Source organism: Conexibacter arvalis, from assembly GCF_014199525.1.
GTDB classification, from domain to species: domain Bacteria; phylum Actinomycetota; class Thermoleophilia; order Solirubrobacterales; family Solirubrobacteraceae; genus Conexibacter; species Conexibacter arvalis.
This window is the reverse complement of sequence record NZ_JACHNU010000011.1, coordinates 53,153-79,158: the sequence shown is the minus strand read 5'-3', so window position 1 is coordinate 79,158 and position 26,006 is coordinate 53,153. Positions and strand designations below refer to the sequence as shown.

29 protein-coding genes are annotated in these 26,006 nt (G+C 73.2%); 20 read left to right on the top strand and 9 right to left on the bottom strand.

Annotated features, from left to right (window positions below):
• The first annotated feature begins 87 nt into the window (after positions 1-87).
• From BDZ31_RS23730 to BDZ31_RS23720, 3 genes are all read left to right on the top strand, one after another.
• Positions 88-966 (top strand): nitrilase-related carbon-nitrogen hydrolase, encoded by an 879-nt coding sequence (locus tag BDZ31_RS23730; protein ID WP_183345843.1) that lies wholly within the window; start codon positions 88-90, stop codon positions 964-966.
• Positions 967-968: 2 nt separating this feature from the next.
• Positions 969-1,838, top strand: coding sequence for a polysaccharide deacetylase family protein (locus tag BDZ31_RS23725; protein WP_183345842.1), 870 nt, complete (start codon positions 969-971; stop codon positions 1,836-1,838).
• A gap of 101 nt (positions 1,839-1,939) precedes the next feature.
• The gene (locus tag BDZ31_RS23720) at positions 1,940-3,736 is read left to right on the top strand and encodes an ABC transporter substrate-binding protein (RefSeq protein ID WP_183345841.1); all 1,797 of its coding nucleotides are present in this window, start codon (positions 1,940-1,942) and stop codon (positions 3,734-3,736) included.
• A gap of 16 nt (positions 3,737-3,752) precedes the next feature.
• Here BDZ31_RS23720 and BDZ31_RS23715 read toward each other — a convergent pair whose 3' ends face one another.
• A complete protein-coding gene (locus tag BDZ31_RS23715) occupies positions 3,753-4,211 on the bottom strand; it encodes a hypothetical protein (protein WP_183345840.1) in 459 nt (152 codons plus the stop codon).
• Between the two features lie 13 nt (positions 4,212-4,224).
• The gene (locus BDZ31_RS23710) at positions 4,225-4,944 is read right to left on the bottom strand and encodes a GntR family transcriptional regulator (protein ID WP_183345837.1); all 720 of its coding nucleotides are present in this window, start codon (positions 4,942-4,944) and stop codon (positions 4,225-4,227) included.
• A 101-nt stretch (positions 4,945-5,045) separates the two neighbouring features.
• Here BDZ31_RS23710 and BDZ31_RS23705 point away from each other — a divergent pair, with 101 nt between their 5' ends.
• The 3 genes from BDZ31_RS23705 to BDZ31_RS23695 all read left to right on the top strand — a co-directional run bounded on the left by BDZ31_RS23705 (position 5,046) and on the right by BDZ31_RS23695 (position 6,602).
• On the top strand, positions 5,046-5,567 hold the full coding sequence (locus BDZ31_RS23705) for a flavin reductase family protein (RefSeq protein WP_183345835.1): 522 nt from the start codon (positions 5,046-5,048) through the stop codon (positions 5,565-5,567).
• Between the two features lie 77 nt (positions 5,568-5,644).
• Positions 5,645-6,169 (top strand): GNAT family N-acetyltransferase, encoded by a 525-nt coding sequence (locus BDZ31_RS23700; RefSeq protein WP_183345833.1) that lies wholly within the window; start codon positions 5,645-5,647, stop codon positions 6,167-6,169.
• 223 nt (positions 6,170-6,392) lie between these two features.
• Entirely contained in the window at positions 6,393-6,602 is a 210-nt protein-coding gene (locus tag BDZ31_RS23695; RefSeq protein WP_183345831.1) for a hypothetical protein, read from the top strand.
• A gap of 54 nt (positions 6,603-6,656) precedes the next feature.
• On the opposite strand, the gene BDZ31_RS23690 is transcribed toward BDZ31_RS23695, so the two are convergent.
• Positions 6,657-7,547, bottom strand: a complete 891-nt coding sequence (locus tag BDZ31_RS23690) for a universal stress protein (protein ID WP_183345829.1) — start codon at positions 7,545-7,547, stop codon at positions 6,657-6,659.
• 248 nt (positions 7,548-7,795) lie between these two features.
• On the opposite strand from BDZ31_RS23690, the gene aqpZ reads away from it, so the two are divergent.
• Positions 7,796-8,527 (top strand): aquaporin Z, encoded by a 732-nt coding sequence (gene aqpZ, locus BDZ31_RS23685; RefSeq protein WP_183345827.1) that lies wholly within the window; start codon positions 7,796-7,798, stop codon positions 8,525-8,527.
• Positions 8,528-8,899: 372 nt separating this feature from the next.
• Here the strand turns inward: aqpZ and BDZ31_RS25685 are convergent, their stop codons facing one another.
• Positions 8,900-9,502 carry a collagen-like protein gene (locus tag BDZ31_RS25685; RefSeq protein ID WP_183345825.1) on the bottom strand — a complete coding sequence of 201 codons (603 nt, stop codon included), beginning with the start codon at positions 9,500-9,502 and terminating at the stop codon, positions 8,900-8,902.
• A 102-nt stretch (positions 9,503-9,604) separates the two neighbouring features.
• Between BDZ31_RS25685 and BDZ31_RS23675 the strand changes: the two genes are divergently transcribed.
• The 7 genes from BDZ31_RS23675 (at position 9,605) to BDZ31_RS23645 (ending at position 16,079) form a co-directional block, all read left to right on the top strand.
• Complete coding sequence (locus BDZ31_RS23675) at positions 9,605-10,216, top strand: sulfite oxidase-like oxidoreductase (RefSeq protein WP_183345823.1); 612 nt, start codon at positions 9,605-9,607, stop codon at positions 10,214-10,216.
• Entirely contained in the window at positions 10,204-10,974 is a 771-nt protein-coding gene (locus tag BDZ31_RS23670) for a ferredoxin reductase (protein WP_246345867.1), read from the top strand. The genes BDZ31_RS23675 and BDZ31_RS23670 overlap by 13 nt, the downstream gene beginning before the upstream one ends.
• Positions 10,975-11,082: 108 nt before the next feature.
• Positions 11,083-12,249: an ABC transporter ATP-binding protein gene (locus BDZ31_RS23665; RefSeq protein ID WP_183345821.1), complete on the top strand. Its 1,167-nt coding sequence runs from the start codon at positions 11,083-11,085 to the stop codon at positions 12,247-12,249.
• Positions 12,242-13,462 carry an extracellular solute-binding protein gene (locus BDZ31_RS23660; protein ID WP_183345819.1) on the top strand — a complete coding sequence of 407 codons (1,221 nt, stop codon included), beginning with the start codon at positions 12,242-12,244 and terminating at the stop codon, positions 13,460-13,462. The genes BDZ31_RS23665 and BDZ31_RS23660 overlap by 8 nt, the downstream gene beginning before the upstream one ends.
• A 4-nt stretch (positions 13,463-13,466) precedes the next feature.
• Positions 13,467-14,336, top strand: a complete 870-nt coding sequence (locus tag BDZ31_RS23655) for an ABC transporter permease (RefSeq protein WP_183345818.1) — start codon at positions 13,467-13,469, stop codon at positions 14,334-14,336.
• Positions 14,336-15,211: an ABC transporter permease gene (locus BDZ31_RS23650; RefSeq protein ID WP_183345817.1), complete on the top strand. Its 876-nt coding sequence runs from the start codon at positions 14,336-14,338 to the stop codon at positions 15,209-15,211. The genes BDZ31_RS23655 and BDZ31_RS23650 overlap by 1 nt, the downstream gene beginning before the upstream one ends.
• A gap of 61 nt (positions 15,212-15,272) precedes the next feature.
• Positions 15,273-16,079 (top strand): MBL fold metallo-hydrolase, encoded by an 807-nt coding sequence (locus tag BDZ31_RS23645; protein ID WP_183345816.1) that lies wholly within the window; start codon positions 15,273-15,275, stop codon positions 16,077-16,079.
• Positions 16,080-16,159: 80 nt separating this feature from the next.
• Here BDZ31_RS23645 and BDZ31_RS23640 read toward each other — a convergent pair whose 3' ends face one another.
• Positions 16,160-16,732 carry a TetR/AcrR family transcriptional regulator gene (locus tag BDZ31_RS23640; RefSeq protein WP_183345815.1) on the bottom strand — a complete coding sequence of 191 codons (573 nt, stop codon included), beginning with the start codon at positions 16,730-16,732 and terminating at the stop codon, positions 16,160-16,162.
• Positions 16,732-17,673: an alpha/beta fold hydrolase gene (locus tag BDZ31_RS23635; protein ID WP_221243297.1), complete on the bottom strand. Its 942-nt coding sequence runs from the start codon at positions 17,671-17,673 to the stop codon at positions 16,732-16,734. Before BDZ31_RS23635 ends, BDZ31_RS23640 begins: the two co-directional genes overlap by 1 nt.
• A gap of 204 nt (positions 17,674-17,877) precedes the next feature.
• Here BDZ31_RS23635 and BDZ31_RS23630 point away from each other — a divergent pair, with 204 nt between their 5' ends.
• From BDZ31_RS23630 to BDZ31_RS23615, 4 genes are all read left to right on the top strand, one after another.
• Positions 17,878-18,135, top strand: coding sequence for a type II toxin-antitoxin system VapB family antitoxin (locus tag BDZ31_RS23630; protein ID WP_183345813.1), 258 nt, complete (start codon positions 17,878-17,880; stop codon positions 18,133-18,135).
• A complete protein-coding gene (locus tag BDZ31_RS23625; RefSeq protein ID WP_183345811.1) occupies positions 18,132-18,536 on the top strand; it encodes a type II toxin-antitoxin system VapC family toxin in 405 nt (134 codons plus the stop codon). Before BDZ31_RS23630 ends, BDZ31_RS23625 begins: the two co-directional genes overlap by 4 nt.
• An 86-nt stretch (positions 18,537-18,622) precedes the next feature.
• A complete protein-coding gene (locus tag BDZ31_RS23620) occupies positions 18,623-19,837 on the top strand; it encodes an NADP-dependent isocitrate dehydrogenase (RefSeq protein WP_183345808.1) in 1,215 nt (404 codons plus the stop codon).
• A gap of 45 nt (positions 19,838-19,882) precedes the next feature.
• Positions 19,883-20,497: a TetR/AcrR family transcriptional regulator gene (locus tag BDZ31_RS23615; protein WP_183345807.1), complete on the top strand. Its 615-nt coding sequence runs from the start codon at positions 19,883-19,885 to the stop codon at positions 20,495-20,497.
• 73 nt (positions 20,498-20,570) lie between these two features.
• Here BDZ31_RS23615 and BDZ31_RS23610 read toward each other — a convergent pair whose 3' ends face one another.
• Positions 20,571-21,950 (bottom strand): cytochrome P450, encoded by a 1,380-nt coding sequence (locus BDZ31_RS23610; RefSeq protein ID WP_183345805.1) that lies wholly within the window; start codon positions 21,948-21,950, stop codon positions 20,571-20,573.
• A gap of 118 nt (positions 21,951-22,068) precedes the next feature.
• Here BDZ31_RS23610 and BDZ31_RS23605 point away from each other — a divergent pair, with 118 nt between their 5' ends.
• On the top strand, positions 22,069-22,878 hold the full coding sequence (locus BDZ31_RS23605; protein WP_183345803.1) for a hypothetical protein: 810 nt from the start codon (positions 22,069-22,071) through the stop codon (positions 22,876-22,878).
• A 7-nt stretch (positions 22,879-22,885) separates the two neighbouring features.
• Here the strand turns inward: BDZ31_RS23605 and BDZ31_RS23600 are convergent, their stop codons facing one another.
• Positions 22,886-23,248, bottom strand: coding sequence for an MmcQ/YjbR family DNA-binding protein (locus BDZ31_RS23600; RefSeq protein WP_183345801.1), 363 nt, complete (start codon positions 23,246-23,248; stop codon positions 22,886-22,888).
• Positions 23,249-23,332: 84 nt separating this feature from the next.
• Between BDZ31_RS23600 and BDZ31_RS23595 the strand changes: the two genes are divergently transcribed.
• Positions 23,333-24,412 carry a peptidoglycan-binding protein gene (locus BDZ31_RS23595; RefSeq protein ID WP_183345799.1) on the top strand — a complete coding sequence of 360 codons (1,080 nt, stop codon included), beginning with the start codon at positions 23,333-23,335 and terminating at the stop codon, positions 24,410-24,412.
• Between the two features lie 42 nt (positions 24,413-24,454).
• On the opposite strand, the gene gndA is transcribed toward BDZ31_RS23595, so the two are convergent.
• Positions 24,455-25,906 carry an NADP-dependent phosphogluconate dehydrogenase gene (gene gndA, locus BDZ31_RS23590; RefSeq protein ID WP_183345796.1) on the bottom strand — a complete coding sequence of 484 codons (1,452 nt, stop codon included), beginning with the start codon at positions 25,904-25,906 and terminating at the stop codon, positions 24,455-24,457.
• Positions 25,907-26,006: the final 100 nt, after the last annotated feature.

Sequence of the window (26,006 nt, the reverse complement as noted above, 5' to 3'; positions counted from 1 at the left end):
TCGCGCGACCGGCAGCTCTGCCACTGGCGGCGGCGGGCTCGCCGCCGTAGCGTCCGGGGCGACCCTTTCGACCAGAGGAGGAAGCTGGTGAGACCGACCGTCGCCGCGTGCGACTTCGCGGTCCGTCGCCCGACGTCGTTCGACGACTTCGCCGCCGACGTGCGCGCCGCGCTCGACCGTGCCGGGGAGGCCGACCTGATCGTGCTGCCGGAGCTGCTGAGCTTCGGCCTCGCCGCGCTCGGCGACCCCGCCGACCCGCTCGCGCTCGCCGACCGGGCCGACGACCTTCGCGCACGGTTCGAGCAGGAGGCGCGCCGCCGCGCGACCCACCTCCTCGCCGGCTCGCAGCTCTGCCGCCGCGACGACGGCGCCGTCGAGAACGTCGCGCACGTCTACGGCCCCGACGGGCTGATCGCGACGCACGCGAAGACCCACCTCTTCTCCGAGGAGGCGCGGATGGGGATCGCCGAGGGCGACGACCTCTGCGTCCTGCGGCTGCCGTTCGCCGACGTCGGCGTCGCGATCTGCTACGAAGCGGAGATCCCGGAGGTCGTGACCGCGCTCGTCGATGCCGGCGCCGACGTGATCGCCTGCCCCTCCTTCACGATCACCGAGGCCGGCTTCTGGCGCGTCCGCCACTGCCTCGCCGCCCGCTGCGTCGAGAACCAGGTCTTCGCCGTCCACTGCGGCGTCAGCGGCGCGCCGTTCGACGGCTTCCCCGGCGGCTGGGCGCGCGCCTCGGTGCTCGGGCCGTGCGACGCGCCCTGGCCCGACGACGGCGTGATCGCGCAGGCCGAGCCGAACGCCGGCGGCGTCGCGCGCGCCACGCTGGAGATCGACGCGCTCGCCGTCAACCGCCGCGAGGGCGCCGTCCGCACGCACGCCGACCGCCGCCGGCGCGCGCCGCTCTACGACGCCTGGCGCGCCGCCTCCCCCGCTCCCGCCACCACGACCGCAGAGGCCTGACCATGACCCCCGCCCCGACCATCTGCCTCGGCTTCGACTTCGACGGCATCTCCGTGTGGCCGGCCTCCTTCGGCCTGACCGGTGCGACCGCGATCTCGCGCGGCGAGTTCTGCGCCCGCGTCGCCGCGCCGCGCATCCTCAGGCTGCTCGAGCGCGAGCAGGTGAAGGCGACCTTCTTCACCCCCGGCCACACGGTCGAGAGCTTCCCGGAGGTCTGCCGCGAGATCGTCGCCGCCGGCCACGAGATGGCCCACCACGGCTACTTCCACGAGAGTCCGGTCGGCCTCGACGAGGCAGCCGAGCGGGCCGTGATCGAGCGCGGCCTGGAGGCGCTCGACAGGGTCCTCGGCGTCCGCCCGTCCGGCTACCGCTCGCCGGCGTTCGACCTCTCGCCCAACTCGACGCGGCTGCTGGTCGAGTACGGCTTCTCCTACGACTCGAGCATGATGGCGCAGGACTTCGAGCCCTACTGGGCGCGCACCGGCGACGTCCTCCACCAGGACCGCGCCTTCGAGTTCGGCCCCGAGCTCGACCTCGTCGAGCTGCCGGTCTCGTGGTCGCTCGACGACTTCCCGCAGCTGGAGTTCGTGCTCTCGCCGCCGATCGCCGTCGCCGGCATGAACGAGCCGGGCAAGGTCGAGCGGATGTGGCTCGGCGACCTCGACTGGATGGTCGAGGAGGTGCCCGGCGGCGTCTTCGGGATGACGATGCATCCGCAGTCGATCGGCCGCGGCGCGCGGATGCGCGTGCTGGAGGCGCTGATCGCCCGCGGCAAGCACCACGGCGCGCGCTTCCGCACCTGCGCCGAGGCCGCTGAGCAGTGGCGCTCGACGGCGCCGGCGCGGCGCGGCGCCCACGCGCCGGCCGCCTGAGCGCCGCCGGCGGCCGCCGCGATGCGGCAGGGCGGGCGGCCCGGCGCGTGAGCGACGGGCCGTCCTTCCGGCCGCTTGCGGAGGTCTGCGATGATCGCCCGATGGTGGGTCGCGCCGAGCGCGCGCCCGGGCCGCGGCCGGCCTGGGCGCAGATCACCGCCGAGCCGTCGGAGCGCCGGGTCGATCCCGACGGCCTCCTCGACGCCGCGCCGCGGCTGCTCGCCTACCTGCGCGCGGCGCTCGCCTGCGAGCTCGGCTCGGTCACCTGCTGGTGGCTCGGCGAGGGCCCGCCGCTGCGGCTCGACCTCACGCGGCGCGCCGCGGGCGAGCACGGCGGCGCCGCCGTCGAGCTCGTCGCCACCCCCGAGCCGCCGCCGTTCGGCCTGACGCGCCGCGAGCTGCAGGTGCTGACGCTGCTCGCCGGCGGGCTCAGCAACGCCGAGGTCGGGACGCGCCTGGGCACCGGCGCCCGCACCGTCGCGTCGCAGGTCGAGCGGGTGCTGGCGAAGCTCGACCAGTCGACCCGGGCGGGCGCGGCCGCGGTCGCCGCCGAGCACGGAGCGCTCTGCCTGCCCGTCCCCGGCGGCGGACACAGCCTGGCCGGCCTGGCGGTGGGGCGGTTGCAGCTGGCGGTCGAGCACGGCGTCGGAGCGACGGCCGCGCGCCCCGCCTCGCCGACGGGACCGCCGCGGCCGCCGCGCCGCCGCCCGGTCGTGCTCGGCTCGCTCTTCCCCGTCGGCGAGGAGGGCGGCGACGGCGACGAGATGCGCAAGGGCGCGGCGCTCGCCGTCGCCGAGGTCAACCGCCGCGGCGGGATCGGCGGCCGCCCGCTCGAGCACGTCGTGATCGAGCTGGCCGACGCCTCCGCGAGCGAGGCGAAGCGCGGCCTCGACGAGCTGGTCGCGCTGCAGGTCGATGCGATCACGCTCGGCTACGTGACCGATCGCGACGGTCTCCTGCCGGTGATCGAGCGGGCGGCGTCCGCCGGCTGCCCCGTCCTCCACTCGTGCACCGCGCAGGCGGCCGCCGACGCGGTGCGCGAGGAGCCGGAGCGGCTCGGCTCGGTCTTCCAGGTCGGCCCGCCGGAGACGCTCTACACCGACGGCTTCCTGCGGTTCGTCGAGCAGCTGCGCGCCGCCGGGGCGTGGCGGCCGCCCAACCGGCGGCTGGCGCTGCTCGAGCCCTCCCTGCGGATGCCGCTCGTGCGCGCCGACACGCTCGAGCGCGCCGAGCGCGCCGGCTGGCAGGTCGAGCCGATCGCGCATGCGGACGACCCGGAGGCGGTCGTGCGCCGGCTCCGCGCGCTGGAGCCGGCGGCGGCGCTCGTGCCGTCGCTGGTCGACGACGGGCCGCTGCTGCTGGCGCTGCTCGACGCGCTGCACGTCGACCCGTTCGACTGCCTGCTCTACGCCGTCTACACGCCGTCGATCCCGGGCTTCCTGAGACGTGCGGGCGAGCGCGCCGAGGGGCTCGTCTGGTCGACGGTGATCGGCCGCGGCGGCGACCGCCTCTCGACCCGCTTCGGCGCCGAGTTCGCGGCCGCCTTCGGGCGCCCGCCGGGAATGTCGCAGGCCGGCCTGCAGTACGACTCGGTCCAGCTGCTCGCCGGCGCCTGGCGCGCGGTCGACTCGCCGCGCCGCTTCGCCGCGGTCGCGGCCGAGCTGCGCCGCCGGGTCCACCGCGGCGTCAGCGGCTCCTACTGGCTGGAGGAGCCGGGCCAGAGCGGGCTCGGCTATCCCGACATGACGCCCGACCCCTCGATCGCGCACCCCCACCGGGTGCTGCAGGTCGTCGGCGGCGGGCACCGCACGCTCGCGCCGGCGCCGTTCGCCGACGGCCGCTTCACGACCCAGCCGTGGATGCGCGCGGCGCGGCAGCCGTCGCGGGCGGCCGGCTGACGGCGGCGGCCGCCCGCTACGGCTCGACGGCGACCGAGGCGATCTGGACGCCGGCGTGCTCCAGCTCGACCTCGAAGATCCCCTCGATCTCGGCCGGCACGGCGAAGGTGACCTCTCTGCCGGGCGCGACGTCCTCGGCGACGTCGTAGCCGTGGAGGTGGATCTCCTCCGGCTGGTCGGAGACGACGGCGAAGCGGATCGTGTCGCCCTTGCGGAAGACCAGCTGCTTGACGCCCCCGACCGGCTCGAGCCCGCGGACGACGATCCGCGGGATCGCAGGCGCCGCTCTGCGCGCCGGGACGGTGCCGGTTCCTCGCGCGCCCGTCGCGCCGCCGGCCGGGGCGGGAGCCGGCGCGGAGAGCGACTCGGCGACCGTCGGCCGGGAGGAGTCCTCGGTCGCCTTCGCGATCACGAAGCCGACGGCGGCGACGACGACCACGCCGATGACGACGATCAGGCGTCTGGTGGCGTTCATCGCCGCAGGCTGCCTATGCGCCGACGCGACCGGCTGCGGTGATCGCCCGCAGCCCCTCGGTCTCGGCCAGCTCGAGATGCTCGGTCGTCCGCTGCGCGGCCAGCTCGGCGTCGCCGGACTCGATCGCCTCGACGATCCCGCGCAGCTCCTCCGCGGCGGCGGCCGGGCGGCCGGGCTGCGACAGCGAGCTGGCGCGCAGCACGCGCACGCGCGCCTGGACGCCGCCCAGCAGCGCGGCGAAGGTTCTGTTGCCGGCGCCTCTGAGCAGGACGTCGTAGAACTCGTCGTTGGCGCGCAGCACGGCGCGCACGTCCTCCTCGCCGGCGGCCGCGACGCGCTCCATCTCCTCGACGGCGGACCGCAGCGCCCGCACCTGGGCTCTGGTCGCGTTTCTAGCGAAGCGCACGACCGCTGCGGCCTCGAGCACGAGCCGCACGTCGTACAGCTCGGCGGCCTCCTCGGGCGAGGGGACGACGACGACCGCGCCCTTCTGCGGGATCGTCGTCACGAGGCCCTCGGCGGCGAGCTGCCGCAGCACCTCCCGGATCGTCGTGCGCGAGACGCCGATCTGCTCGATCAGCTCGCGCTCGATCAGGCGCTGGCCGGGCTTCAGGCGGAAGTCGAGGATCGCCTCCCGCAGGACGTCGACGACCTGCTCGCGAAGCGGTGCGGCAACGCGGCCGATCCGCAGCGTTTCCCCTCCAGGGGGCGAGAGATCGGCGAGTCTGGCCATCCCCGCCAGGGTATCGGATGACCGTCATACGACCAAAGCTGACGGTGGCGCGGCAGAATGCGCGGACCCGGTCCGGCCCAGCCCCCAGACGGAGCCCGACGATGACCACCGAAGACCAGCACGACGACCGCCTCCAACCGCTGACGCCGCAGGCGTTCCGCGACGTGATCGGCCACTTCGCGAGCGGCGTGACGGTCATCACCACGAGCGTCGGCGAGACGCTCCACGGCACGACCGCCAGCGCGGTCGCCTCGCTGTCGCTGGAGCCGCCGATGCTGCTGATCTGCATGAACAGATCGTCGGCGACCGGCCAGGCGGTCGCCGCCTCGGGCGCGTTCGCGGTCAACATCCTTGGCGAGGGCGACGACGAGCTGGCGCGCCGCTTCGCCGCCAGAGGCGGCGACAAGTTCGCCGGCGTCGACGTCAGCCTCGGCGACCACGGCCAGCCGCTGCTGGTCGACGCGCTGGCGCAGCTCGTCTGCAGAGTCACGCAGACGGTCGAGGCCGCCACGCACGTCGTCTTCTTCGCCGAGGTGCACGAGGCGACGGCCCGTCCCGGCCACCCGCTCGCGTACTACCGCGGCAAGTTCGGAAGGCTCGCCTTCGACGACCTGGCGCAGTAGCCTGGGTTCTCTCAGGTCCGCGCGGGTACGACGAGATCGTCGACCCGACCGGGCGAAGACCCAACGGTGGTGCAGAAATGAGCATACGAGACAGCCAGCACACGATTCGCACGCTGCCGATCGCGGAGCTGAACGAGCTGGAGCCGCTGTGGCGCGCGCTCCAAGACCACTACGCGACGATCACGCCGCTGCTCGGCAACGCGCTCGCGCGCGACCCCGAGGCGTCGTGGCGCAACCGCCGCGGCAACTACGAGCGCTGGCTGACCGACCCCAACGCCTTCGTGCTGATCGCCGAGGACGCGGGTGGCCCGATCGGCTACGCCTTCGTCACGATCGGCCCCGGCTACGCGTCGTGGTGCACCGGCGACAAGATGGCGACGCTGCAGTCGCTGTCGGTGCTGCCGGAGCTGCGCGGCAGCGGGATCGGCTCCGAGCTGCTCGACGCGGTCGAGGCCGAGCTGCGCCGGCGCGGCGTCGGCGACCTCGAGATCACCACCGCGACGACCAACGTCGATGCCCAGCGCCTGTACGAGCGGCGCGGCTACACGAGGGGCTTCGTCGTCTACGTCGGCTCGATCGACGAGGCCGTCGTCGGCGACTGAGCGACCGTTTCGGGGCGGCGCGGCGAGCCGCCCCGAACTGAACGCCGACGTTCCGAGAACGCCGTTCTGACCGCGAAAACGGTTTTCAAGGCGCGGCGGAACTTCTATCCACCGGATCACGGTTACAAATGCGTAGGAATGGTGACGCCACCCTTTACGCCCGCGCCATGACGACGGCAAGATCGCCGCCATGGCACGACTCACTCAACCGCTGAGCGGGGCGGTGCACTCCCTCGGAGACGAGCTGGAGCAGCAGCGCCTCGCCCATCGTGCGGCGCGCATCCGCCGCGCGCTGTCGGCGATGCGGCGTCTCGCCGACAACCGTCGCGACGAGGTCCCGATCCCCCTGCGGCTCGGGATCACCGACTTCGGCCGCGAGCTGACGCGCGTCGAGCAGCGGTTGAAAGAGCTTCAGGGCCGCCCGCTGCTGTGAGGCGCGCGCCGCTCTGGGCGTCGGCGGGGGCGCTCAGAGCGGCGGCAGCGCCGCTCAGGCCGCTTCGCCGGCCTCGATCGCCGAGCGCGGGAGCAGCAGCAGCGGCGACTCCGCCTCGCGCACCAGGCGGGCGCTGACGCTGCCGAGCAGGACCCGCTTGAGCGGCCCGTAGCCGCGCGAGCCGGCGACCAGCAGGTCGACGTCGGCGCTCGCGGCGGCGAGCTCGCGCGCCGGGTCGCCTTCGCGCTCGACGAGGTCGACGTCGGCTGCGCCGGCCACCTCGTCACCGGCCTCGCGCAGCTCGACGGCGACCAGCTCCCTGACCGCCTCGACGTACTTCTCATAGCCGTAGGCGACCGTCGTCGGCGTGCGCAGGTCGACGACCGAGATCGGCGCGACCCGCGCGCCGGTCGCCTGCGCCAGCTCGACGCCCGCGCGCAGCGCGTTCTTCGACTCCGGCGAGCCGTCGTAGGCGACGCCGATCCGGTTCAGCCGGCGCCGCTCCTCCGGCAGCTGCGCGTAGTCGATCGGCGCGACGGCGACCGCGCACGGCGCGCCGTGGAGGATCTGCTCGGTCGCGCTGCCGGCCCACACGCGGCCGAGCGGGCCGCGATGGCTCGTGCCGACGACGATCGCGTCGGCGCCGATCTCCTCGGCGACGCGGTGGAGCCCGCCGGCGGCCGAGCCGCGGACGGTGCGGAAGGCCTCGGCCGGCAGCTCCGGCGCCAGCTGCTTCGCGCGCTCGAGCTCCTGCTCGGCCTCGTGGCGGAGCCGCGCCTGGTAGTCGCTCTCCGTGCCGCTGGAGTCCTTCGGGATCACGGGCTTGTAGGCGATCGCGACGACCGCCTCGGCGTCGGCGCCGGCCGCCTCCGCCAGGACGCGCCCCAACGCGAGCGCGTCGTCGCCGTGCGAGGAGCCGTCGAAGCCGATCAGGATGCGCCGCATGGAAGTCCTTCCGTGGTCGTGGTGGCTGCTCGGGGCCTCGTCACAGCCTACGTGCCCATGCCGCGGCGGACATCGGCGGCGCGCCACAGCGCCGGTGCGGAGAACTACGCCCGCCGGCGTCCGCGGCGGCGCCCGAACAAGCGTCCAGCGGGGGTCGCCTCGGCGGCCGGAAGCAGAGGAGACGGGGGAACCGCGTCGAATCGCGCGACGGGACCGGTGAACACACACCGAATGGAAGGGACGGATCCGTGGCTCTCAAGCGTGCGATCGCAGAGGTGGTCGGCACCTTCGTGCTCGTCTTCGGCGGCGTCGGCGCCGCTGTCATCGCCGGTGACAGAATCGGCTTTCTCGGCGTCGCGTTCGCGTTCGGCCTGTCGCTGCTGGCGATGGCCTACGCGATCGGCCCGATCTCGGGCTGTCACATCAATCCAGCGGTCACGCTCGGCCTGCTCGCGCGCGGGAAGATCGGCAGCAGCGAGGCGGTCCGCTACTGGGCGGCGCAGATCGCCGGCGCCATCCTCGCCGCGCTCGTCCTGCTGCTGATCGTGAAGGGCAGAGCGGGCGGCTACGACGCCGGCGCCGAGGGCTTCGGCGCCAACGGCTACGGCGACCACTCGCCGGGCGGCTACTCGTGGGGGGCCGCCTTCGCGGTCGAGGTCGTGCTGACGGCCTTCCTCGTCTTCACGGTGCTCGCGGCGACCGACAAGATCGCCAGCGTCGCCTTCGCGGGCATCCCGATCGGACTCGTCCTGGTGCTGATCCACCTCGTCGGCATCCCGGTCGACAACACCTCGGTCAACCCGGCGCGCTCGATCGGGCCGGCGCTGTTCGTCGGCGGCTGGGCGCTGGAGCAGCTGTGGCTGTTCATCGTCGCGCCGTTGGCCGGCGCGCTGCTCGCGGCTGGGCTCCACAAGGTCCTGTTCGCCGACGAGATCAAGGTGCCGGCCGGCGAGTCGGCCGTCGCTGCCGAGCCGGCCTGAGCCGGCACGCTTCCGCGGGCGTCACGTCATCACGTGACGCCCGCCGAAGCCGACCGACACGCTTCCGCGGCTGTCATGACATGACACGACGACCGATGTCATGTCATGACGTCACGCGACGCCGGCTGTCATGACATGACACGACGACCGATGTCATGTCATGACGCCACGTGCCGCCGGCTGTCATGACATGACACGACGACCGCTGTCATGTCATGACACCGTCGGCGAGGTCGGCGCGCACGGGAGGCGCGCCGGACCGCCGCCAGTCACGGCCGGTCAAGACCGGTCGCGGCCGGTCGCGGCCGGTCGCGGCCGGTCCGCCGCAGCCGGCGGCGCGTTCCAAGGCGCCGCGCTCGCATCCGGCGCCGTCTACGACGCCACGTTCGCGCAGATCGCGTAGCCGGTGACGCTCCACGCCGCGCCGGCCGGCGCCGGCGCCCGCGCGATGACCGCCCACGTGCCGTTGCCGATCGGATGGCTCGCCGTCACGGCGGCGTCGTCGCGGCCGGCCGGGTTCCCGCCGCCGCCGAGCACGACCTTGCCGGCCGGGCAGCTGACCTGCAGCGTCTGGGTGAGGTCGGCGGCTGCGGCCGTCTGGGCCTGCACCACCTGGTAGCCGGCGAGCCCGCCGGGCGCCCCTCTGGGTCCCTGCGGACCGGTCGCGCCGCGCGGGCCGGTCGCGCCTCGCGGGCCGGTGAGGCCGCGCTGGCCGCGGTCGCCCTTCATGCCGCGCGGCCCCGCCGGGCCGCGCTCGCGGATCAGCCGCTGCGTCGGGCGCGACAGCCGGTCGAGCGTCAGCGAGCCCTTCCGCACGTCGGCGCGCGTGATCGTCCCGTTCTTGATGTCGGCGCTCGTGATGCTCCCGTCCTTGATGTCGGCGCCGGTGATCAGCCGGGCCGCCTGCGCCGGCAGCCCCGTCACGAGCAGGACGGCGATGCCGGTCAGCGCCGCCGCGATCGCTGCCTTCTTCATGTCGAGTCCTCCGCTTCCGGGTCGATTGCGGTCCCTGCCCCTGAACCCGGAAGCGGGCGCGTCGGAGCGGTCCGGGTTGCGGGCGCGACCTACGATGGGTGGATGAGCGACTTCATCTCGCGCGGCTTCGGCGGCCGCCGCCGGCAGCCCAAGGGCATGGAGGGGCGGATTCCTCCGGGGCAGTACTACGAGCCGGGCTTCCCGGTCCTCACCGCCGGTCCGACGCCGCACGTCGACACCGCCGAGTGGCGCTTCAGCATCGACGGCGTCGTCGGCGCGCCGAGAAGCTGGACGTGGGAGCAGTTCAACGCGCTGCCGTTCGAGGACGTGCCCTGCGACATCCACTGCGTCACGAAGTGGTCGAAGCTCGACACGACCTTCCGCGGCGTCTCGCTCGACACGCTGCTGGCCGAGGTCGAGCCGCTCGGCGGTTACACGATGGCCCACTGCTACGGCGGCTACACGACCAACGTGGCGTTGGAGGAACTGACCGGCGGCAGAGCGTGGGTCGTGACCGAGCACGAGGGCGAGCCGCTGCCGACCGAGCACGGCGGTCCGGCGCGCCTGCTGGTCCCGCACCTGTACTTCTGGAAGAGCGCGAAGTGGGTCGCCGGCCTGCGCGTGCTCGACAGCGACGAGCCCGGGTTCTGGGAGTCCAACGGCTACCACATGCACGGCGACCCGTGGCGCGAGGAGCGGTATTGGAACGACTGACGCCGGCCGAGACGACCGTCCCGCACGACCGCGACGGGCTGCCGCCCGTCGCCCCCGCCGCGCCCGGCCGCTGGCAGGTCGGCACGATCACGCGGATCGTGCAGGAGACCCCGCGCGTGAAGTCGTTCCGGATCGAGCTGCCGATCTGGGTCCCGCACCTGCCCGGCCAGCACTACGACGTCCGCCTGACCGCGCCCGACGGATACCAGGCGCAGCGCTCCTACTCGGTCGCCTCCTCGCCGCTGGACGAGGGCGCGATCGAGCTGACCGTCGACCGGCTCGAGGACGGCGAGGTCTCCGGCTACATGCACGACGTGCTCGTCGTCGGCGACCGGATCGAGGTGCGGGGGCCGTTCGCCGCCTACTTCGTCTGGCGCGGCGAGTCGCCGGCGCTGCTGCTCGGCGGCGGCTCGGGCGTCGTGCCGCTGATGTGCATGCTGCGCCACAAGCGCCGTGCGATGCCGCAGGCCGACCTGCGGCTCGTCTACTCGGTCCGCCGACCCGACGAGCTGATCTACCGCGACGAGCTCGGCGACGAGACGCTGGTGACCTACACGCGGATCGCGCCGCCCGGCTGGGGCGGCCACGCCGGGCGCGTCGACGCCGCGCTGATCGCGGCGGCCGGCGTCGACCCGGCGATCGGGTCTGTCTTCGTCTGCGGCTCCAACGGCTTCGTCGAGAGCGCCTCCCGGCTGGCGCTCGACGCCGGCTTCCCGGCCGAGCGGATCCGCACCGAGCGCTACGGGCCGACCGGCTGAGCAGCGGTCACGAGATCAACTACAAATCGGCAGAACCGGCTTTGTAAGAATCGCCACACAGGAGCAAGTTCGCGCGCTACTGTCGCACATGCACGCGGAGGTGCTGATTTGGTTGCGAACCAGAGCCTCACCGCCGATGCGGTGAGAGAGAGCGGTGTCGGAGGCGAGCCGGACATCCGGCTCGAGCGCGTCACGAAGCGGTTCGGCGACGTCCTCGTGATCGACGACCTCGACCTCGAGATCGAGCGCGGTGCGTTCTACGCCCTGCTCGGGCCGTCGGGTTGCGGCAAGACGACGACCCTGCGGATGATCGGCGGCTTCGAGCTGCCGACCGCCGGCCGCGTCCTGCTCGGCGGGACCGAGGTCACGAACGCGCCGCCCCACAAGCGCGACGTCAACACGGTCTTCCAGTCGTACGCGCTCTTCCCCCACCTGACGATCGAGAAGAACGTCGCCTTCGGGCTCGAGCGCAAGGGCGTCGGCAAGGCCGAGACGCGCAGACGGGTCGCCGAGGCGCTGGAGACGGTCCAGCTGCCCCACCTCGCCAAGCGCAAGCCGGCGCAGCTGTCGGGCGGCCAGCAGCAGCGCGTCGCGCTGGCGCGGGCGCTCGTCAACCGGCCGCGGGCGCTGCTGCTCGACGAGCCGCTCGGCGCGCTGGACCTGCGCCTGCGCCGCCAGCTCCAGCTCGAGCTGAAGCGGATCCAGCAGGAGGTCGGCATCACGTTCATCCACGTGACGCACGACCAGGAGGAGGCGATGTCGATGGCCGACACGATCGCCGTCATGAACCGAGGGCGGATCGAGCAGGCCGGCACCGCCACCGACCTCTACGAGCGCCCGCGGACGGAGTTCGTGGCGAAGTTCCTCGGCGTCTCCAACCTCGTGCGCGGCACGGTCGGCCAGGCGAACGGCGAGCTGTCCGCCGTCACGACCCACGACGGCGCCACGCTGCACGCGCCGACCAACCGCTGCGCCGAGCACGCGGGCGGCGCGGTCAGCGTCGGCGTGCGGCCCGAGAAGGTGAAGCTGACGCCGGCCGAGCAACCGACGCCCGACGGCGCGAACGTGCTGCGCGGCCAGGTCGTGCTCAGCTCGTTCCTCGGCGTGTCGCTGCAGTACGTCGTGCGGACCGCGGGCGGCGAGGAGCTGATCGTGCTCGCCCAGAACGCGGACGGCTCGCTGCCGGAGTCGCTCGGCGCAGGTCGGGAGGTGCAGCTGACCTGGGACCCGCGCCACACGTTCGTCGTCGCCGCCGAGGACGGCGCCCGTGCCTGACCTCGATCCCGAGCGGGCCGAGCGCGAGCTCGACCGCTTCTTCGCGGAGCAGCGCCTGACGCGCCGCCGCTTCCTCGGCCGCAGCGCCTCCGCGGCGCTGATGGCCGGCGGGCTCGGCGCCGTGCTGAGCGCCTGCGGCATCGACGGCACGGCCGCGAGAAACCTCGCCTCGCTGCAGAGAGAGGCCGCGTCGGTCAACCACGCGAGAGTCGAGCTGGGCGACTGGACCTTCTCCAACTGGCCGCTCTACATCGACAAGGCCGTCGTCAAGGAGTTCGACGCCAGATACGGCGGCCACTGCAAGTACGTCGAGGAGATCAACGACAACAACGACTTCTACGGCAAGGTCCGCCAGCAGCTCGCGGCCGGCGTCCCGATCGGCCGCGACATCGTCGTGCTGACCGACTACATGGCCGCGCGCTGGGTCCGCTTCGGCTACGTCACGCCGATCGACAAGGGCAACGTGCCGAACTTCGGCAACCTCGTGCCGAACCTGCGCTCGATCAATTACGACCCGAGACGGCAGTTCACGCTGCCGTACCAGTCGGGCGCGATCGGCCTCGGCTACGACATCGAGCAGACCGGCGGCGAGCTCACGTCGATCAGAGACTTCTTCGACCCCAGATGGAAGGGCCGCGTGACGATGCTCGCCGACCCCTACGACTGCGCCACGACGGTGCTGCTCGGCGAGGGGATCGACGCCTCCAGAGCGACGCTCGACCAGGTGCTCGGGGCGATCGACAGAATCGGCGCGGCCAACGACCAGGGCCAGTTCCGCCGCTTCACCGGCAACGACTACACGACCGACCTGACGAAGGGCAACGTCGCGCTCGCGATGGCCTACTCGGGCGACCTCGTCCAGCTGCGCAGCGACAACCCGAACCTCCGCTTCTCCTACCCGGAGGAGGGGGCGATGCTGTTCACCGACAACATGATGATGCCCGCGCACGTCGAGCACGCCTACGCGGCCGAGACGATGATGAACTACCTCTACGAGCCGGAGGTCGCGGCGGTCGTCTGCGCGTGGGTCAACTACATCTCGCCGGTCGAGGGGATCAAGCCGATCCTCGAGAGAAGCGATCCCGACATCGCCTCCAACGAGCTGATCTTCCCGCCCGACGACGTGCGCGAGCGGCTCCACTCCTACCCGTCGTTCTCGACCCGTCAGGAGCAGGAGATGTACGAGGCGATGGCCAAGGTCACGGGAGCGTAGGGAGATGGGGCTGTCGCTGTCGCAGCGCCGCAGGCTGATCCCGTGGATGTTCGCGATCCCGGGGCTGCTGTGGCTGATCGTCTTCTTCGCGATCCCGCTCGCCAACCAGGCGTCGGTGTCGCTGATGACCGGCGACCCCGAGGCCGGCTACTCGCTCACCTGGGCCTTCGACACGTACACCAGCGCGATCAGCGACTACAAGGAGCAGTTCCTGCGCTCCTTCCTGTACGCCGGCGCGGCGACGGTGATCGACCTGGTCATCGCCTTCCCGCTCGCCTACTTCATGGCGTACAAGGCGGGCCGGTGGCGCAACCTGATGCTGCTGCTGGTCGTGCTGCCGTTCTTCATGAGCTACGTGCTGCGGACGGTCTCCTGGCAGCTGATCCTCGCCGACAACGGCTGGGTCGTCGAGCGGCTGCGCGACGTCGGCTTGGTCGCCGACGACGGGCGGGTGCTGGCGACCGGGACGGCCGTGATCGCCGGCATCGCCTACAACTTCCTGCCGTTCATGGTGCTGCCGCTGTACGTGGCGCTGGAGCGGATCGACCGCCGCTTCGTCGAGGCGGCGACCGACCTCTACGCCAGCCGGCTGACCGCCTTCCGCAAGGTGACGCTGCCGCTGGCGATCCCGGGCATCTTCGCCGGCTCGCTGCTGGTCTTCATCCCGGCCTGCGGCGACTTCGTCAACGCGGCGCTGCTCGGCACGCCGCGCCAGTACATGATCGGCAACGTCGTGCAGTCGAAGTTCCTCAACGTGCTCGACTACCCCACGGCGGCCGCGCTGTCGTTCATCCTCATGACGATCATCCTCGTCGGCATCGTGCTCTACTCGCGCCTGCTGGGGACGAGAAACCTGACGGAGGCGGCGACCTGATGCGCGCGAGCGATCGCGCCCGCAACTGGGCGCTGGGGATCTGGTCGGCGGCGGCGCTGCTGTTCCTCTTCATCCCCGTCTTCCTGATCGTCCTGTTCTCGTTCAACGACAACAAGGGCCGCTTCAACTTCACCTGGCAGGGCTTCACGCTCGACCACTGGAAGGAGCCGTTCAGAGATCCCGACCTCGCCAAGGCAATGGAGAACTCGCTGCTGATCGCGGCGGTCACGACGGTCGCGGCGGTCCTGCTCGGGACGCTGCTGGCGGTCGCGCTGACGCGCTACCGCTTCCGCGGCCAGGGCGCGGCCGGCTTCTTCGTCTTCCTGCCGATGGCGACGCCCGAGGTCGTGCTCGGCGCCTCGCTGCTGGCGATGTTCCTCGTCGCCGGCATCGACACTGGCTTCTGGACAATCGTGATCGCCCACGTGATGTTCACCGTCTCCTACGTCGTCGTGACGGTGCGGGCGCGCCTGGAGGGGATGGACCCCTACATAGAGGAGGCGGCGCAGGACCTCGGCGCCGGCGTCTGGACGACCTTCTTCAAGGTGACGCTGCCGATGATCGCGCCGGGCGTCGTCGCGGCGGCGGTGCTGGCGGCGGCGATCTCGATCGACGACTACGTCGTGACCAGCTTCAACGCCGGCCAGACGCAGACCTTCCCGCTCTACATCTTCGGCGCCACCCGCCAGGGCGTCCCGCCGGAGGTGAACGTGCTCGGCACGATGCTGCTCGTCGGCGTGCTGCTGCTGATGGGGCTCAACCTGGCGGTCCAGAAGGCGTTGGCGCGACGCGACCGGGCGGTCGTCGAGGAGCCGCCGTCGCAGCCGCCGACGCCGGCCGTCCCGGCCGCCGGACCGTCGGCCGTGGCCGGCTGAGAAAGCTGGCGCGTTCGTTCCCTGTTGACCGCTCGTGCCGCGGCGACATAGCGTCCGCGCCATGGACAGCGGAGAGACGGTCCGCATCACGCACGTCGGCGGCCCGACCGCCCTGATCGAGGTCGGCGGATGGCGGCTGCTGACCGATCCGACGTTCGACCCCGCCGGCAGACGGTACTTCTTCGGATGGGGCACGTCGTCGCGGAAGCTGACCGGCCCGGCGATCGCGCCCGGCGAGCTCGGGCAGATCGACGCGGTGCTGCTCAGCCACGACCACCATGACGACAACCTCGACGCCGCCGGCCGGGCGCTGCTGCCGTCGGCCGGGACGGTGGTCACGACGGCGGCGGGGGCGCGGCGGCTCGACGGGCAGGTCGGCGCGACGCGCGGGCTGGAGCCGTGGGCGACGACGCGGCTGGAGGGCGACGGGCGCCTGCCGATCGAGATCACGGCCACGCCCTGCCGCCACGGTCCGCCGCTGTCGCGGCCGATCGTCGGGGACGTCGTCGGCTTCGCGCTCAGATGGGCCGGCCAGCGCGACGGCGCGCTCTGGATCACCGGCGACACCGTCCTCTGCGACGGCGTGCTCGAAGTGCCGAGACGGATCGACGTCGGCACCGCGCTCGTCCACCTCGGCGGCGTCCGCTTCCCGATCAGCGGACCGCTGCGCTACACGCTGTCGGCGGAGGAGGCGGTCGAGCTGTGCCAGCTCGCCGACCCGCGCACGATCGTCCCGATCCACTACGAGGGTTGGAAGCACTTCCGCGAGGGACGGGCCGAGGCCGAGGCCGCCTTCGCCCACGCGCCCCAGCTCGCCCCGCGCGTGAAGTGGCTGCCGATCGGCAGCCCGGTCGAGCTGGCGGTCTGACCGCCGGCGCCGCGCGGAGCCGCGCCTGGCCGCGCCGGGCCTGGCCGCGCGGAGCCGCGCCGGGACGGGAGTACGACGCGTCAGGCGGGCGCCGGCCAGGCGGCGAGGGCGACCTCGAGCGCGGCGACCAGCTGGTCGAAGGAGCGGTCGACCGACTGCGGCATGCCGAAGCCGCCGGCCCGCTCCAGCGTGACGAAGCCGTGGAGGGCGCTGCGCAGGGCGCGGGTGGCGTCGATCGCGTCATCGCCGTCGAGGCCCCAGCCGCGCAGGACGGCGGCGATCGCGCCGACCGCCCGCTCGCCGGCGGCGACGTGCGCGGGGTCGGCCGGGTCGGGGACGCGCTGGGTCGCGGCGTAGCGGCCGGGGTGGGCGGTCGCGTAGGCGCGGTACGCGGTCGCCGCCGCGCGGAGCGCGTCGCCGCGGGCCCGGCCGGCGGCGGCGTCGGCGAGCGCATCGGCCAGCTCGGCGGTCGCCAGCGCGGAGATCTGTTGCAGCAGCGCGTCGAGCCCTCTCACGTGCTTGTAGAGGCTTGGCTGCGCGACGCCGAACGCCTGCGCGACCATCGCGAGCGTCAGCCGCTCGAGCCCGACCTCGTCGGCCAGCTCCGCGCCGCGCGCGACGACCCGCTCCGGCGTCAGCCCTGCCCGCGCCATCAGGCGGCCTCCGCGAGGGTGTCGCCGCCGGCCGCTCCGCCGCCCGCCGCGCCACGCGGTCCGCCCGCCGCGCCGCCGCCGCGACGCTCGCCGGCGGCGCCATTCGCGCCGCCACGCTCGCCGCCCGGGCCATTCGCGCTGCCGTGCTCGCCGGCCGCGCCCGCGAACGCCTTCCGCGCGAAGGCGACGAGGGCCGGGTTGACCTGCTCGGGCTCCTCGGCCATCGGGTAGTGGCCGGCACTATCGACGAGCAGCAGCTCGGCGGAGAGGGCGTCGGCGACCCAGCGGGCCTCGGCGGTCGCGTCGGGCCAGTCGGGGTCGGCCGTCCCCATCACGACGAGCGCCGGCGCGCGCACCTCGCCGAGCGCCGCCTCGGCCGGCGCGTGGCTGGTGCGCGTCGTGCGCCGGAAGGCGCTCCAGCGGCCGGGTCGGGAGAGGCTCGCGCGCACCGCCGCCCAATGGGCGTCGAAGTCGGCCGGCTTGCGGCCGGGGAAGCAGGAGCCGTAGTAGGCCTTCCACGCGGCCGGGCCCCACGGCTCGAGCAGCGCCGCCCGCATCGCCAGCTCCTTCAACCGCCCGGACTCCGGGTCGCGCACGAAGGGGCCGAGCAGCGCCAGCCCGGAGATCCGCTCCGGCGCTCGCGCGGCGGCGATCACGGCCGCGGCGGCGCCCATCGAGTTGCCGAGCACGAGCGCCGGGCCGCCGCCGAGCAGGTCGATCAGCGCCAGCAGGTCGCCGGCGGCGGCCTCGTCGTCGTAGGCGGAGAAGGTCGCGTCGCTGTCGCCGTGGCCGCGCAGGTCGAAGGTCGCGACGCGGAAGCCGGCGGCGACGAGCGCCGGGACGGTGTGGCGGTATGCGGAGCGCAGGTCGCCCATGCCGTGCACGCCGACGACCAGCGGCCCCTCGCCGGCCACCTCGTACGCGATCCGACCGGCGTCCACATTCACGTAGCTAAGACTCATAGCTGAAAGGCTAATCTATATAGCCGAACATGTCAAACCTCACTCCACCGCGAAGAATCCAACACGTTCATTCCACGTCACCACAGGGATCTAGGACCGCTTGCACACCGCCGGACGACGCTCTAGGTGGCCATCGGCCGGGCGATGGTGGACAGGAGGAGAGCGAGGGTAGAATTGGTCGTCGTGGCGTTGAACATCAAGAACGACGAGACGCAGCGACTGGCGCGCGAGGTCGCGTCGCTGACGGGCGAGAGCATGACCGCCGCGGTCACCACCGCCCTGCGCGAGCGACGGGACCGCCTGCTCGCCGCGCAGCCGGGGCAGGGAGCCGCGGAGCGGATGCTCGCGATCGGCCGCGACGTCGCCAGCCGCGTGCCGGCAGAGGTGCGCGCGCTCGATCACGGCGCGCTGCTCTACGACGCCGACGGCCTGCCGCGATGATCGTCGACACGTCGGCGCTCATCGCGATCCTGTTCGCCGAAGAGGACGCCGACCGGTACGCACACGCGATCGAGGCGGCGCAGCAGCGAGCGATCTCGGCTGCGAGCTACGTCGAGGCCGGCGCCGTCGTCGACCGCGCCGGCGACCCGGTCGCGAGCCGACGGCTCGACGAGCTGCTCGCCGTCGCCGGCATCGAGGTCGCCCCCGTCACCGCCGAGCACGGGCGCACCGCGCGCGAGGCCTACCGCGACTTCGGGAAGGGCTCGGGCCATCCGGCGGGGCTCAACTTCGGCGACTGCTTCGCGTACGCGCTCGCGAAGGCGCGCGGCGAGCCACTGCTCTGGAAGGGCGACGATTTCGGCCACACCGACGTGACCGCCGCATTGCCTGCGGCGGCGTGAGCGGTCGGGCGGCGGACGCCGGCGCGGGAGGCGTCATACGGGAGGGAACGGCAATATCCTCCGCCGTTCCCGAACAAGGAATCTCCATGGCGAAGATCAAGGTGCAGAACCCCATCGTCGAGCTCGACGGCGATGAGATGACCCGGATCATCTGGCAGTTCATCAAGGACCAGCTGATCCTCCCCTACCTCGACGTCGACCTGAAGTACTACGACCTCGGGATCGAGAGCCGCGACGCGACCAACGACCAGATCACGGTCGACGCCGCGAACGCGATCAAGCAGTACGGCGTCGGCGTCAAGTGCGCGACGATCACACCCGACGAGGCGCGCGTCGAGGAGTTCGGCCTCAAGGAGATGTACCGCTCCCCGAACGGCACGATCCGCAACATCCTTGGCGGCGTCGTCTTCCGCGAGCCGATCGTCATCTCCAACATCCCGCGGCTCGTGCCCGGCTGGACGAAGCCGATCGTGATCGGCCGCCACGCCTTCGGCGACCAGTACCGCGCGACCGACACGCTGATCCCGGGCGAGGGCACGCTGACCCTCACCTACACGCCCAAGAACGGCGGCGACCCGGTCGAGCTGAACGTCTACGACTTCAGAGGCAGCGGCATCGCGATGGCGATGTACAACGTCGACGACTCGATCCGCGACTTCGCGCGCGCCTCGATGCGCTACGGCCTCGATCGCGGCTTCCCGGTCTACCTGTCGACCAAGAACACGATCATGAAGAAGTACGACGGGCGCTTCAAGGACCTCTTCCAGGAGGTCTTCGACAACGAGTTCAAGGCCGACTTCGAGAAGGCCGGAATCACCTACGAGCATCGCCTGATCGACGACATGGTCGCCGCCGCGATGAAGTGGGAGGGCGGCTACGTCTGGGCCTGCAAGAACTACGACGGCGACGTCCAGTCCGACACCGTCGCGCAGGGCTTCGGCTCGCTGGGCCTGATGACCTCCGTGCTGACGACGCCGGACGGCAAGACCGTCGAGGCCGAGGCCGCCCACGGCACCGTCACCCGCCACTACCGCCAGCACCAGCAGGGCAAGCCGACGTCGACCAACCCGATCGCGTCGATCTTCGCGTGGACGCGCGGCCTCGCCGCCCGCGGCCGCATGGACGGCACGCCCGAGGTGACCGAGTTCGCCCAGACGCTCGAGCGCGTCTGCGTCGAGACGGTCGAGAGCGGCAAGATGACGAAGGACCTCGCGCTGCTCGTCGGCGACGACCAGCCGTTCCTCACCACCCAGGAGTTCCTCGCCGCGATCGACGAGAACCTCCAGGCGGCGATGAAGTAGCAGGCCGGACGCCCGTCCCGGGCGGCGCTGCTAGCGTGCGGCCTGATGGTCGATTCGCCGCAGCTTCCGCTCGGGACGAGCCACCGCGACCGGTTGATCGCCGGCCTCGCGCAGTCGATCCGCGAGCGCGGCTACCGCGCGACGAAGATCACCGACATCGTCGCCCACGCGCGCACCTCGCGGCGCTCCTTCTACGAGCAGTTCGAGGATCGCGACGACTGCTTCCTCGCGCTGTTCGACACGCTCGGCGACGTGCTCGCCGCGGCCGTCGCGGAGGCGGTCGACCCGGCCGCGCCGTGGGAGGCGCAGGTCGACCAGGCGCTCGGCGCCTACCTCGACGCGATCGCCGCCGAGCCGGAGCTGACCGTCAGCTTCCACCGCGAGATGCCGGCGCTCGGCGAGCGCGGCGCGGCGCGGCAGCGGGCCGGGATCGAGAGCTTCGCCGAGCTGCTGATGCGGCTGGTCGCGACCGAGAGCATGCAGCGCGAGGGGATCGAGCCGGTCTCGCGCGCGAAGGCGGTGATGCTCGTCGGCGGGATGCGCGAGCTGGTTGCCCACACGGTCGAGTCGGGCGAGGGCCTCGACGAGGTGCGGGTCGCCGCCGCCGAGGTGATCAAGGGCGCGCTCGCGCCCGAGCACGTGCGGCCGGCGGGCCACTGAGCCCGCCGGTCAGCCGACCACGGCCGGCGCGCGCGCAGCCGACCGCGGCGAGCGCGTGCCGCCGGAGCGCAGCTCAGCCGACCGCGGCCGCCGCGCGCTTTGTCGGCGCCGCGCCGTCCGCCGCGCGATCGCGCCGCCGCCGCCGCACGCGCGCCTCGCCGCCGCGTGACGGCGCGTAGGCGACGCCGCGGAAGCGCAGCCGCTCGGGCGGCTCGCCCGGCCCCGCCGGCAGCAGCTCCCACGTCTGGAGGATCGTCCGCAGCACGACGTCCATCTCCATGTGCGCGAAGCTCGCGCCGATGCACCGCCGCACGCCGCCGCCGAACGGGATCCACGTGTACGTGTCGGGCTTGCGGTCGAGGAAGCGCTGCGGGTCGAAGCGCGCCGGCTCGGGGAAGAAGCGGGCGTCGTAGTGGGTCAGCGCCGCCGGCAGCACGATCCGCGTGCCCTGCGGCAGCAAATGCCCGCCGAGCTCGAACGGCTCCTTGACGAGCCGCGACGTGAACATGATCACGGGCCGCGTCCGCTGGACCTCGCGGATCGTCGCGTCGCGCCAGGCGCGGCCGCCCGCGTCGACCTCGGCGACCAGCCGCGTCAGCGCCTCCGGCTGGCGTCGCAGCCGCTCGACCGCCCATGCCAGCTGCGCGGCCGTCGTCTCGTGGCCGGCGGCGAGCATCGTCATCAGCTGGTCGCGGATCTCGGCGTTGGTCATCGGCGCGCCGTCCTCGTCGGTCGCCTGCGCCAGCAGCGCGAGCACGTCGGGCCGCTCGGCCAGCGCGGGGTCGCGGCGCGCTTCGTCGATCAGCCGGTCGCAGAGCGCGTCGACCTCGGCGCGCATCCGCTTGAAGCGGCCCCACGGGCTCCAGCGCCCGAGGTCGCGGTGAAGCTGCGGCACCGGCGTCAGCGCCGAGCCGAGCGTCGTGAACCGCGGCAGCAGCCGCTCGAGCTCGCGCAGCACTTCGCCGCGCGCGCCGAAGACGGCCTGCAGGATCGCCCGCAGCGTGATCCGCATCGTCGTCGGCGCGACCGGGAAGGCGTCGCCCTCCGGCCAGCGGGCGATCTCCTCGCGCGTGATCCGCTCGATCAGCGGCTCGTACGCCCTCATCCGCTCGCCGTGGAACGGCGGCAGCAGCAGCTTGCGCTGGCGCATGTGCACGTCGCGGTCGATCACCAGCAGCGAGTTGGCACCAAGGATCGGGCCGAGCGGGCTGCCCTCGCCCGAGTGCAGCGTCGTCGGCGAGGCGAGGAACGTGCGCTTGACGAGCGCCGGCTCGCCGACGGCGACGACGTCGCCGAAGCCGTGCAGGCGCAGCGTGAAGAGGTCGCCGTAGCGACGCTGACAGCGGCGCAGGAACGGCTGCAGCCGCGCCAGCGCCGCGGCGTCCTGGACCGCCTTCGGCAGGCGAGGGCCCGGCGGAAGGCTCGTCTCGCCCGCGGTGACCGCCCGCGCCATCGTCCCACCCTTTCGCTCGACTCCGGTACGCATGCGTACCACAACGGTACTCATGCGTACCCGAAGCTGTCCAGCGCGAACCGCGCCGCGGTCCGCGCGCGCGGGTTACGCTGCGCGGATGGGGCAGGTGGAAGAGCGGCGCGCTCCGTTCGAGCTGCTCGCCGCGCACACCGCCGAGCAGCCGAGCTGGCGCCTCCACCGCGCCCACCCGGCGATCGGGCTGGTCGCCGCCGAGAGCGCGGACGCGTCACCCCCAGCCGGCGACGAGCTGCGCGACTTCGGGCTCCGGTGGCTCAGCCTCCCGGATGCGGAGCAGCGGCTGCGCGAGCAGGACATGACGCGCGCGCTGCTGCGACGTGCGGCGCACGGAGACGATGCCCGCTTCGAGCTGGCGGAGCGATGGGCGCCGGGAGCGACCCGCTCCGCGCTGCGGACGCTGCCGGAGGTGTCTTGGGACGAGACCGGCGACTGCACGGGACCGCTCACCGACGACGTGATCGAGGTGCTCGCGCGACGTCCGTCCGGCGACCTCGTCGTCGTGAGCGACGACCGTCTGTTCCTGATCGAGGAAGGCTACGGTCCGGCCCGCAGCGACCTCTGCGTCTGGCTCGACCCCTGGAGAGCCGACGAGTTGCGAGCGGAGCTGGAGGATGCGTGGTGGCCGGCGGCGCAGGCGCGAGCCGACGAACGCCGGGCGAACGGACCGCCTGCGCCACGCGACGGCGGCCGCGTCAGCCGCGACGCGCGCGCGGCGATCGTCCACGCGTGGGAGCGGCGCGGGTCGCAGCTGGCGCTCGCGGGCTTCGTCGCGCTCGCCTCGTCGCTGCTCGCCGACACGTGGCTGAACATGCTGGTCGTCTTCGTCGTGGTGATGACGGTGCTGTTCTGGACCTCCGCCCGGCTGGAGCGCTGGTACCGCCGCAGCTGAGCAGGCGTCAGCCGCCGCGCCATCTCAACCCGATCCGCTTCGCTCGCGGCAGTCTCTCGACGACGAGGTCGTAGGAGTCCTCGATCAGCTCGCGGACCATCTCGGCCGGCAGCGAGCCGTCGAGCGTGACGGTGTTCCAGTGGCGCTTGTTGAGGTGCCAGCCGGGGGCGATCGCCGCGTGCGCGGCGCGCAGCTGCACCGCCAGCTCGGGCTCGCATCTGAGGCTGACCTGCAGCGGCTCGCCGCCCAGTCTGCTGAGCGCGAACACCCTTCCCTCGACCTTGAAGACCGAGATGCCCTCCCCGAACGGGAAGGTCTCGACGCTCCCGGGCAGCGCGAGGCAGGCCGCCTTCAGCTCCTCTGGGGTCATCTCCGGGAGCCTAACCGCGCGCCGCGCCCTGCAAGGCGCCGTGCACGCGTTACTGGCACCGGGCGGGCGGTCAATCCTCGTCAGATGAGTGCGCGTCGAGCACTCACGCTGTCGGTCCTCACGGGGATCCTCGCCGCCGCGGCGACCGCGCCGCAGCCGGCCCGCGCGGCCAGCGCGCAGGTCGCGGCGCTGCAGGTCGCGCTGCGCGCGGTCGGGCTCTCGCCCGGTCCGGTCGACGGCATCACCGGGCCGCGCACGCAGGCCGCGACGCGCCGCTTCCAGGCCCGCCACCACCTCGCCGCCGACGGCATCGCCGGGCCGCGGACGCGCCGGGCGCTCGGCCGCCGCGGCCGACCGTCGCTCGGGAGCCGCCCGCTGCGCAGCGGCCACCGCGGCTGGGACGTCGCGGCGCTGCAGTTCCTGCTCCACAGCCGCGGCTACGGGCCCGGCGGCTTCGACGGCGGCTTCGGCCCCAACACGTCTGCGGCGGTCGTGCGCTTCCAGCGCGCGGCGGGCCTCGCGACCGACGGCGTCGCCGGGCAGGCGACGCTGGCGGCGCTGCGGACGCGCAGGCTCGCCGCCTCGACGCCGTCAAGCGGCGCGCCGAGCGGGCCGGTCCGCTTCCTGCGGCCGGTGCCGGGCGGGATCGGCGACGGGTTCGGCTTCGTCGGCGGACGGCGCCACACCGGGATCGACCTGCCCGTCGGCTTCGGCACGCCGATCGGCGCCGGCGGCGTCGGGACGGTCGGGTACGCCGGCTGGAACAGCGGCGGCTACGGCAACCTCGTCGTGATCCGCCACCGACTCGGCTTCGAGAGCTGGTACGCCCACCTCTCGCGGATCGCCGTCTCGGTCGGTCAGCCGGTCGCCGGCGGGACGGTGATCGGCTGGGTCGGCTCGACCGGCCGCTCGACCGGCCCCCACCTGCACTTCGAGGTGCGCCGCTTCGGCACGCCGATCGACCCGGTCCCGTACCTGCTGTCGGCGGTCTCCGCGCGGGCCGCGGCCGCAGGGCCGGGCGGCGCGCCCGACCGCGGCGCGGAACGGGCCGACGACCGCCGCACCGGCGGCGCCCGCCCGCTCGTCTGCCCGCCGAACGCCGACGCCCGACCCACCCGCGACACCGACCCGCCGTTCGCGCGGATCGACCGCTGCCCGGGCTGACCGCCGAGGCGCGCCGCAGCCGGCGCCGCCCCGCCTGCCGGCTCAGTCGGCGACCCGCTCCTCGGAGCGGTCGCCCGACCAGAGCGTGTGGAAGGTGCCGGCTCGGTCGACGCGCCGGTAGGTGTGGGCGCCGAAGAAGTCGCGCTGCGCCTGCACGAGCGCGGCGGGGAGCCGCGGCGAGGCGAGCGAGTCGTAGTAGGCGAGCGCCGAGGAGAAGCCGGGCGCCGGGACGCCCGACTGCGCCGCGACCGCGACGATCCGCCGCCATGCCGCCTCGCCGTCGCGCACGGCGGCGGCGAAGTACGGGTCCTCCAGCAGCGTCGCCAGTCTCGGGTTGCGCTCGTACGCCTCGGCGATGCGGTTGAGGAAGCGCGCGCGGATGATGCAGCCGGCCCGCCAGATCTTCGCGATCGCGCCGAGGTCGATCTCCCAGCCGTACTCCCGCGCGCCGGCGACGATCGCGTCGAAGCCCTGCGCGTAGGCGACCACCTTCGAGGCGTAGAGGGCGGCGCGCACGTCGTCCTCGAAGCCGTCGCCGGGCGCGGCCGGCTGCGGCCGCTGCGAGATCGTCGCCTGCACCGCGGCGCGCTGCTCGGGCTTGCTGGAGACGGCGCGGGCGAAGACCGCCTCGGCGATCCCGCCGACCGGCACGCCGAGGCCGACCGCGTTCTGGACCGTCCAGACGCCGGTCCCCTTCGAGCCGGCCTCGTCGACGATCACGTCGACGAGCGGCCTGCCGGTCGCCGCGTCGCGCTGGCGCAGCACCTCGGCGGTGATCTCGATCAGGTACGACTCGAGGTCGCCCTCGTTCCACGCCGCGAAGACGTCGGCGATCGCCTCGACGTCGTGGCCGGCGACGCGCGACAGCAGGTCGTAGGACTCCGCGATCAGCTGCATGTCGGCGTACTCGATGCCGTTGTGGATCATCTTCACGAAGTGGCCGGCGCCGTCGGTGCCGACGTGCGTGACGCACGGCTCGCCCTCGGCGACCGCCGCGATCGAGGCGAGGATCGGGCCGAGCGTCGCGTACGCCTCGGCCGAGCCGCCGGGCATGATCGACGGCCCCTTGAGCGCGCCCTCCTCGCCGCCGGAGATGCCGGCGCCGACGAAGTTCAGCCCCCGCTCGCGCAGCTCGCGCTCGCGGCGGATCGTGTCGTGGAAGTTCGCGTTGCCGCCGTCGACGACGATGTCGCCCTCCTCGAACAGGTCGGCGAGCTGCGCGATCACGGCGTCGGTGCCGGCGCCGGCCTGGACCATCACGATCGCCGTCCGCGGCTTCGCCAGCGACGCGGCGAACGCCTCGATCGACTCGCTCGCGACGAAGCCGGCCTCCGGGTGGTCGGCGACGAGCGCCCGCGTCCGCCCCGGCGAGCGGTTGTAGACCGCGACCGTGTTGCCGTCGCGGCTGGCGAGGTTGCGGGCGAGGTTCGAGCCCATCACGGCGAGGCCGACGACCCCGATGTTGGCGACGGCGGACGGACTGCTCTGGCTCATCGGTTCCCTTTCATGGCGGTGCTCCCCGATGGTGCCCGAATCGCGGGAACGACGCGCGGCGAGCCATTGGCCCGGGGCGACAACGGCCGCGCGGTCGTTT